Origin of the sequence: Actinophytocola sp. (assembly GCF_036402745.1) — a bacterium.
In the GTDB taxonomy this organism is placed as follows: domain Bacteria; phylum Actinomycetota; class Actinomycetes; order Mycobacteriales; family Pseudonocardiaceae; genus Actinophytocola.
Window position 1 is genome coordinate 1 of record NZ_DASWSJ010000127.1, and the last position, 7,294, is coordinate 7,294.

Sequence of the window (7,294 nt, forward strand, 5' to 3'; positions counted from 1 at the left end):
GTGGAGCGGGTGACGGGAATCGAACCCGCATGACCAGCTTGGAAGGCTGGGGCTCTGCCATTGAGCTACACCCGCGTGCGCCGTCTGCGGCGTCCTGCGGAAACAGCCTAGCGCGCCGCGATACGCTGTCCAGGCATCCCCTCGATCAGTGGTGATGGGTTGCGGGCTGTAGCGCAGCTTGGTAGCGCATTCGCTTTGGGAGCGAAGGGTCGCAGGTTCAAATCCTGTCAGCCCGACCAGCTAGGGGGCGGCTCCGGACGACCGCGGGCCGCCCCCGGCGCGTCCGCGACCTGGCGAGTTCCATAGACTCGGACGGACCCCGGTGGCTTAGGTCGGCCTCGGGTGTGTCAGTCAAACCAGCCCTAGGAGATCACGTTGAAGAGCACCGTCGAGCACCTGAGCCCGACGCGGGTCCGGATCAACGTCGAGGTGCCGTTCGACGAGCTCAAGCCGAACTTCGACCGCGCGTACCGCAAGATCGCCAACCAGGTTCGCATTCCGGGCTTCCGGCCGGGTAAGGCGCCGGCGCGAGTGATCGAGCAGCGCATCGGTCGGGCGCCGATCCTCGACGAGGTGGTCAACGAGGCCATCCCCGCGAAGTACAGCGAGGTCATCACCTCCGAGGAGGTCCGCGTCCTGGGCAGCCCGGAGATCGAGGTGACCAAGATCGAGGACGGCGACCACCTCGCCTTCACCGCCGAGGTCGACATCCGCCCCGACATCACCGTGCCCGCGTTCGGTGAGCTGTCGGTCACCGTCGACGACGTCGAGCTGGCCGAGGACGAGGTCGACGAGCAGCTCAACGAGCTGCGCGCCCGCTTCGGCACCCTTACCGGCGTCGACCGCCCGGCCGAGAGCGGGGACTTCGTCTCCATCGACCTCGCGGCCACCGTCGACGGCGAGGAGATCGAGGAGGCCAAGACCTCGGGCCTGTCCTACGAGGTCGGCTCCGGCGAGATGATCGAGGGCATCGACGAGGCCATCATCGGCACGGCGGCCGGCGAGTCGAAGACCTTCACGACGAATCTCGTGGCCGGCGAGCACGCCGGCCGCGACGCCGAGGTCACCGTCACCGTCCAGACCGTCAAGGTCCGCGAGCTGCCGGAGCCGGACGACGACTTCGCCCAGTTGGCGAGCGAGTTCGACACCGTCGAGGAGCTCAAGGCCGACCTGCGCGAGCGGCTCACCCGGGTCAAGCGCATGCAGCAGGGCGTCCAGGCCCGCGACAAGGTCCTCGAGGCCCTCCTCGAGGTCACCGAGGTCCCGCTGCCGGAGAGCGTGGTCGCGTCCGAGGTCGAGGTCCGCCAGCACGACGCGGTCCACACCTTCGACCACGACGACGCCCGCTTCGAGGAGTTCCTCACCGAGCAGGGCAAGACCCGCGAGGAGTTCGACGCCGACATCCGCGAGGAGGCCGAGAAGGCGGTCAAGACCCAGCTCGTGCTGGACTCGATCGCCGACGCCGAGAACGTCTCGGTGGACGACAACGAGCTCACCGAGCGGATCATCTACCAGGCCCAGCGCTTCGGCATCAGCCCCGACGAGTACGTCCAGCGCGCCCAGCAGTCGGGCCAGCTCGGCGCCATCTTCGCCGACGTCCGGCGCGGCAAGGCGCTGGCCTCGGTGGTGCGCCTGGCCACGGTCACGGACGCCTCGGGCAACCCCGTGGACCTCGACGAGCTGTTCGGCCCGCGCGAGGAGCCGGCGCCGGAGAGCACCGAGGAAGAGCCGGCAAAGGCCGATCAGTGAAGCTCTGAGCGAACTTGAGCCGTCCGGGGCATGTCAGCGTGCCCGCCTTCGTTAATGTCGAACGTGAGACCAGACCAAGGTCATCTCCAACGCCGACGCGGTGATGGAGTGAGCGGAGAAAGCAGGCAGACGTGACGCAACCACTGCGGACGCCCGACATGCGGTCCGGGACCGCAGGGCTCACCCTGAACGACTCGGTGTACGAACGGCTGCTCCGGGAGCGCATCGTCTTCCTCGGTTCCGAGGTGGACGACGACATCGCCAACCGGATCACGGCGCAGCTGCTGCTGCTGGCCGCCGAGGACCCGGAGAAGGAGATCACCTTCTACATCAACTCGCCGGGTGGCTCGGTCACGGCGGGCATGGCGATCTACGACACCATGCAGCTGATCGAGCCGGACGTGGCGACCTGGGCGATGGGCATGGCCGCGTCGATGGGCCAGTTCCTGCTCTCGTCCGGGGCCCCCGGCAAGCGCTATGCCCTGCCGCACGCGCGGATCATGATGCACCAGCCCTCCGGTGGCGTCGGCGGCACCGCGTCCGACATCGCCATCCGTGCCGAGATCCTCGGCAAGTGGAAGCTGGAGATGGCCGAGCTGACCGCGGACCAGACCGGTCAGTCCGTCGAGCGGATCACCACCGATGCCGACCGCGACCGCTGGTTCACCGCGGAAGAGGCTCGCGACTACGGCTTCGTGGACAACGTGGTCACCCGGGTGCCGCACACGCCCAACGGCAGCGGCAGCTGACCGGGCCCAGACCGAGGAGACTTGACAGTGAGTGACCTTCACGCCCCACAGGCCCGGTATGTGCTCCCCTCCTTCGTGGAGCGGACCAGCTACGGGGTCAAGGAGTCCAACCCCTACAACAAGCTGTTCGAAGAGCGGATCATCTTCGTCGGCGTGCAGATCGACGACGCGTCGGCCAACGACGTGATGGCGCAGCTGCTGTACCTGGAGTCGGTCGACCCCGACCGCGACATCATCATGTACATCAACTCGCCGGGTGGCTCGTTCACCTCGCTGATGGCCATCTACGACACTATGCAGTTCGCCCGGCCCGACGTGCAGACCTACTGCCTCGGCCAGGCGGCGTCCGCGGCGGCCGTGCTGCTCGCGGCCGGTACCCCGGGCAAGCGCTTCGCCCTGCCCAACGCCCGCGTGCTGATCCACCAGCCCGCGATGGAGGGTGTCTACGGCCAGGTGTCCGACCTGCAGATCCAGGCCAACGAGATCCAGCGGGTTCGCCGGCTGATGGAGTCGACGCTGGCCCGGCACACCAAGAAGTCGGCCGACGAAGTCCGCGTGGACATCGAGCGGGACAAGATTCTGACGGCCGACGAGGCCAAGGACTACGGCATCGTCGACGAGGTGTTGCCGTACCGGAAGCTCTCCGCGACCAGGCCGTGAGGCACTGTCCGAACCCTGTGCGGAGGGTGATGACGGTCCCGCGAGAGCGGGCCACCTGATCGGCCGAATCCGACAACTCGGTGGGTAGGTTCTCCCATTGAGTGGGGGTTGGCAGGTACCGTCGAAGGCAACAGGCACACGACCGGGCCTGGAGTGCCGTGCGTGACACTGGCACTCGAGGCCCGTTCAGCCATAAATCCAGGCGCGCTCCCAGGCTCGCCGGAGGGGACAGAGGTCAGCGGTCATGGCGCGTATCGGTGACGGCGGGGACCTGCTGAAGTGTTCTTTCTGCGGGAAGAGCCAGAAGCAGGTGAAGAAACTGATCGCCGGCCCCGGCGTGTACATCTGCGATGAATGCATCGACCTCTGCAACGAGATCATCGAGGAAGAGCTGGCGGAGGCGGGCGACGTCAAGCTCGACGAGCTGCCCAAACCAGCCGAGATCGACGAGTTCCTCGACCAGTACGTGATCGGTCAGGACGAGGCCAAGCGCACGCTCGCGGTGGCGGTCTACAACCACTACAAGCGTATCCAGGCCGGTGACCGGGCCCGGCCCGAGGCGCGCGAGGGCCGCGAGGCCCGGGACGAGACCGTCGAACTGGCCAAGTCCAACATCCTGCTGCTGGGCCCCACCGGCTGCGGCAAGACCTACCTGGCCCAGACGCTGGCCAAGATGCTGAACGTGCCGTTCGCCATCGCCGACGCCACCGCGCTCACCGAGGCCGGCTACGTGGGCGAGGACGTCGAGAACATCCTGCTCAAGCTCATCCAGGCGGCCGACTACGACGTCAAGCGGGCCGAGACGGGCATCATCTACATCGACGAGGTCGACAAGATCGCCCGCAAGTCGGAGAACCCGTCCATCACGCGCGACGTGTCCGGCGAGGGTGTGCAGCAGGCGCTGCTCAAGATCCTGGAGGGCACCACCGCGTCGGTGCCGCCGCAGGGTGGTCGCAAGCACCCCCACCAGGAGTTCATCCAGATCGACACCACGAACGTGCTGTTCATCGTGGCGGGCGCGTTCGCCGGGCTCGAGCGGATCATCCAGGACCGGATCGGCAAGCGCGGCCTGGGCTTCGGCGCCGAGCTCCGGTCCAAGGCCGAGATCGACACCGCCGACTTCTTCGCCGACACCATGCCCGAGGATCTGATCAAGTTCGGCCTGATCCCCGAGTTCATCGGCCGGCTCCCGGTCGTCGCGAGTGTCACCAACCTCGACAAGCCGTCGCTGGTGCAGATCCTCACCGCGCCACGCAACGCCCTGGTCAAGCAGTACCAGAAGCTGTTCGAGATGGACGGCGTCGAGCTGGAGTTCACCGAGACCGCGCTCGAGGCGGTGGCCGACCAGGCCATCCTGCGCGGCACGGGTGCCCGCGGCCTGCGCGCGATCATGGAGGAGGTGCTGCAGCCGGTGATGTACGACATCCCCAGCCGCACCGACGTCGCCAAGGTCGTCATCACCGAGCAGACCGTCCGCGAGAACGTGAACCCCACGATCGTGGCGCGCCAGCCGTCCCGCCGCGAGCGCCGCGAGAAGTCGGCCTAGTCCTTCGAAACCTGTCCGCGGCCCGCCGGAAACCGGCGGGCTGCGGCATGTCTCCTCGAGCGTCACCTCGCGCGCCGCTCGAGCCACACTGAATTCTCGCTGGCGCCGGCCCGTGTCCGGCGTGGCGCGGCCAGACCCGAGGTGCACGGAAAGTGGGCACACCTCACCCGGACGGTGCAAGGATGAGCCATGCTGCCGTACGTCTTGCTCCTGCACGGTCACACCGGATCCGGGCCGCGGCACTGGCAGAGCTGGCTCGCCGGCGAGCTCGCCAACGTCGGCGGCGAGGTCGACGTCCCGCAGCTCACCGACCCCGACCAACCCGACCTCGAGGTCTGGCTCGCCGAGCTGCGCCACCACTTGCAGGCCGCCCCGGAGGCCGGCGAGCGGGTCGTGCTCGCGCACTCCGCCGGCGCCACGCTGTGGCTGCACCACGCCGCCCGGCTCACCGACGACCGCGCCCACCTGACGCTGCGCTTCGACCGCGTCCTGCTCGTCGCACCGCCCGGGCCCGGCTGGGAGCACCCGGACGTGCACGGCTTCAACCCCACGCCGATGGACGCCGCCGGGGTGCGCCGGGCCGCCTCGTGGACCCAGCTGGTGGTCGGCGACGACGACAAGGCCTGCACGGTCGACGACGCCGTCGAGATGGCCGCGCAGCTCAAGGTCGACCTCGACGTGATCCCGGGCGGCGCGCACCTCAACACCGACGCCGGCTACGGCCCCTGGCCCGCGGTGCTCGACTGGGTGCACGACAAGCACACCCGGATGGTCACGAACCGGTGATCCGCTGCGTGCCCGTGTAGACGTTCATGCTGGTGCCGCGCAGGAACCCGATGAGCGTGATGCCCTGCTCCTCGGCCAGCTCCACGGCCAGCGACGACGGCGCCGACACCGCGGCCAGCACGGGAATGCCCGCCATCGCGGCCTTCTGCACCAGCTCGAAGGACGCGCGCCCGGACACCATCAGCACCGTCGCACCCAGCGGGACGCGGCCGTCGAGCAGCGCCCAGCCGGTGACCTTGTCGACCGCGTTGTGCCGGCCGACGTCCTCCCGGAGGGCGACCAGCTCACCGGCGGCCGTGAACAGCCCCGCGGCGTGCAGTCCGCCGGTCTTCTCGAACACCTCCTGCTCGGCGCGCAGCCGGTCCGGCAGGGCGAGCAGCACCTCCAGCGGCAGCCGGACGTCGTCGGCCGCCACGTCGAAGGTCGTCCTCGTGCGCAGCGCGTCGATGCTGGCCTTGCCGCACACGCCGCAGGAGCTGGTGGTGTAGAAGTTCCGGTCCAGCGCGGTGTCCGGGGGCTCGACGCCCGGCGCCAGGTCGACGTCCACGACGTTGTAGGTGTTGCGGCCGTCGGCGTCCACGGAGTCGCAGTACCGCAGGCCGAGCACGTCGGCGGCGCCGGCGATGACGCCCTCCGTGGCGAGGAAGCCGTGCACCAGGTCGAAGTCGTGCCCCGGGGTGCGCATCGTGATCGCGAGCGGCGTGCCGGCCAGCCGGATCTCCAGCGGCTCCTCGGCGGCGACCGTGTCCGGGCGGGTGCTGCGCACCGGTCCCCGTATGCGCAGCACCGGTGTCCGGCTGGTGACTCGTCCCACGCCCAGGACGGTACGGCGGCATACGGTTCCGTGCATGGACCCCCTGCCGCCGTACACCGCCGTGGTGCTGGCAGGGGGCCGGGCGGCCCGCCTGGGCGGACGGGCCAAGCCCCAGCTCGAGGTCGGCGGCCGCACGATGCTGGCCGCCGTGCTGGCCGCGGTCGAGGACGCCGACCGCCGGGTCGTCGTCGGTCCGGCGCAGCCGGTCCCGGACGACGTCGTGCTCGTCCGCGAGCGGCCGCCCGGTGGGGGTCCCGTCACGGCCCTGCGCGCGGGCCTGGCCGAGGTGTCCACGGAGACGGTGGCCGTGCTCGCCGGTGACCTGCCGTTCCTCACCGCCGCCCTGATCGACGAACTGCGCCGGAACCTCACGTCCGACGGGACCCTCGTGGTCGACGACACCGGCCGGGACCAGTTGCTCCTCGGCATCTGGCGGACGGCGGCCGTCCGCGGGGCCGTGGCGGACGCGAGCGGGCCGACGTCGCTGCGCAAGGTGTTCGCGCCGCTGGCCGTCCACCGGATCCGTCCGCAGCCGATGCCCGGGGTGCCCCCGCCGTGGCTGGACTGCGACACCCCGGCCGACCTGGCCCGCGCACGCACCCTGGCCGACGGCGAGCGGCCCCGATCGCCGGGAACGGTCCTGCCGCGCTTCCGAGAGCCCACAGATCCCCGCTGAGCGGTTAGCGTGCGGGGAGCCGAGTACCCAGAGAGGCTCCGATGCGCCACCGCTCCGTCGCCGCGCTGGTGTCCGTGCTGTTCCTGCTCGGCGCCTGCACCGACGTGGTGGCGGGCGCGGCCTCCCCCGGTGGCCCGGCGTCGCGGTCGCCGTCGACGTCCTCCGGTGGGAACGACCCGCCCCCCGGCACGTCGGGCCCGTCCGACGAGAGCCCGCCGCACGACCCGTCCTTCCCCACCGGCACCGAGGCCGTCGGCGGCCCGGAACAGCCCGGTTCGGACGACGACGCGGAGGACCCCATGCGGGTCGAGGGA

General features: G+C 70.0%; 7 protein-coding genes, 2 tRNA genes and 1 pseudogene. 8 read left to right on the forward strand and 2 right to left on the reverse strand.

Annotated features, from left to right (window positions below; all coding sequences use genetic code 11):
- Position 1: 1 nt before the first annotated feature.
- Positions 2–75, reverse strand: a tRNA-Gly gene (locus VGD70_RS12550).
- Positions 76–162: 87 nt separating this feature from the next.
- Between VGD70_RS12550 and VGD70_RS12555 the strand changes: the two genes are divergently transcribed.
- The 6 genes from VGD70_RS12555 (at position 163) to VGD70_RS12580 (ending at position 5,490) form a co-directional block, all read left to right on the forward strand.
- Positions 163–239: transfer RNA gene (locus VGD70_RS12555), tRNA-Pro, on the forward strand.
- Positions 240–375: 136 nt separating this feature from the next.
- Complete coding sequence (gene tig / locus VGD70_RS12560) at positions 376–1,749, forward strand: trigger factor (protein WP_331081295.1); 1,374 nt, start codon at positions 376–378, stop codon at positions 1,747–1,749.
- Between the two features lie 158 nt (positions 1,750–1,907).
- A complete protein-coding gene (locus VGD70_RS12565) occupies positions 1,908–2,498 on the forward strand; it encodes an ATP-dependent Clp protease proteolytic subunit (RefSeq protein ID WP_331081306.1) in 591 nt (196 codons plus the stop codon).
- 27 nt (positions 2,499–2,525) lie between these two features.
- Positions 2,526–3,158: an ATP-dependent Clp protease proteolytic subunit gene (locus tag VGD70_RS12570; protein ID WP_331081296.1), complete on the forward strand. Its 633-nt coding sequence runs from the start codon at positions 2,526–2,528 to the stop codon at positions 3,156–3,158.
- Positions 3,159–3,402: 244 nt separating this feature from the next.
- Positions 3,403–4,704 (forward strand): ATP-dependent Clp protease ATP-binding subunit ClpX, encoded by a 1,302-nt coding sequence (gene clpX, locus VGD70_RS12575; protein ID WP_331081298.1) that lies wholly within the window; start codon positions 3,403–3,405, stop codon positions 4,702–4,704.
- 189 nt (positions 4,705–4,893) lie between these two features.
- Positions 4,894–5,490: an RBBP9/YdeN family alpha/beta hydrolase gene (locus VGD70_RS12580; RefSeq protein ID WP_331081300.1), complete on the forward strand. Its 597-nt coding sequence runs from the start codon at positions 4,894–4,896 to the stop codon at positions 5,488–5,490.
- On the opposite strand, the gene fdhD is transcribed toward VGD70_RS12580, so the two are convergent.
- Positions 5,477–6,304, reverse strand: a complete 828-nt coding sequence (fdhD, locus tag VGD70_RS12585) for a formate dehydrogenase accessory sulfurtransferase FdhD (RefSeq protein ID WP_331081302.1) — start codon at positions 6,302–6,304, stop codon at positions 5,477–5,479. The two genes, VGD70_RS12580 and fdhD, sit on opposite strands and share 14 nt — an antisense overlap.
- A 34-nt stretch (positions 6,305–6,338) precedes the next feature.
- On the opposite strand from fdhD, the gene mobA reads away from it, so the two are divergent.
- Together mobA and VGD70_RS12595 are read left to right on the forward strand one after the other, a co-directional pair.
- Positions 6,339–6,980 (forward strand): molybdenum cofactor guanylyltransferase, encoded by a 642-nt coding sequence (gene mobA, locus VGD70_RS12590; protein WP_331081304.1) that lies wholly within the window; start codon positions 6,339–6,341, stop codon positions 6,978–6,980.
- 41 nt (positions 6,981–7,021) lie between these two features.
- Positions 7,022–7,294 (forward strand): annotated as a pseudogene (locus VGD70_RS12595) (hypothetical protein); the annotation flags it as partial.